Origin of the sequence: Neorhizobium sp. BETTINA12A (assembly GCF_023006485.1) — a bacterium.
GTDB lineage: Bacteria > Pseudomonadota > Alphaproteobacteria > Rhizobiales > Rhizobiaceae > Neorhizobium.
Map to the genome: position 1 here is coordinate 1 of NZ_JALBGW010000374.1, position 450 is coordinate 450.

A 450-nucleotide genomic window follows, 5' to 3' on the forward strand; every position below is an offset into this window, starting at 1 on the left:
CTGCGGATCCAGGCGACCGCCGACATTTCCGCCGCGCGTGAAAAGATCGAGATCCTGCAGCCGCTCTCCGTGACGCTGCCGCCGACCGGCCTGCCGGCGAGCCGGGTCGTGCTCCGCATCGACAACGTCACCGCCGGTTACGAAGTGGAAGAGCCGGTCCTGCACGACTTCTCTTTCGAGATCACCGGGCCGGAACGGATCGCCGTCACCGGTCCGAACGGCTCAGGAAAGACGACGCTGCTGTCGCTGGTTTCCGGCAGCCTGTTGCCCTTCTCGGGCACGGTGCGGGTGCCGGTCAGATCCGCGATGCTCGACCAGCGGGTAAGCCTGCTCGATCCGGCGCTGTCGATCCGCGACAATTTCCGGCGGCTCAACCCGCAGGCGGACGAAAATGCCGGCCGCGCGGCGCTCGCCCGCTTCATGTTCCGCGCCGATGCCGCACTGCAGGTG

General features: G+C 67.8%; 1 protein-coding gene. It reads left to right on the forward strand.

The genetic code is table 11. The annotated features are described in order from the left end of the window. Window positions 1–450: ATP-binding cassette domain-containing protein (locus MOV61_RS30240; protein WP_247139217.1), on the forward strand; the 450-nt coding region annotated here is incomplete at both ends.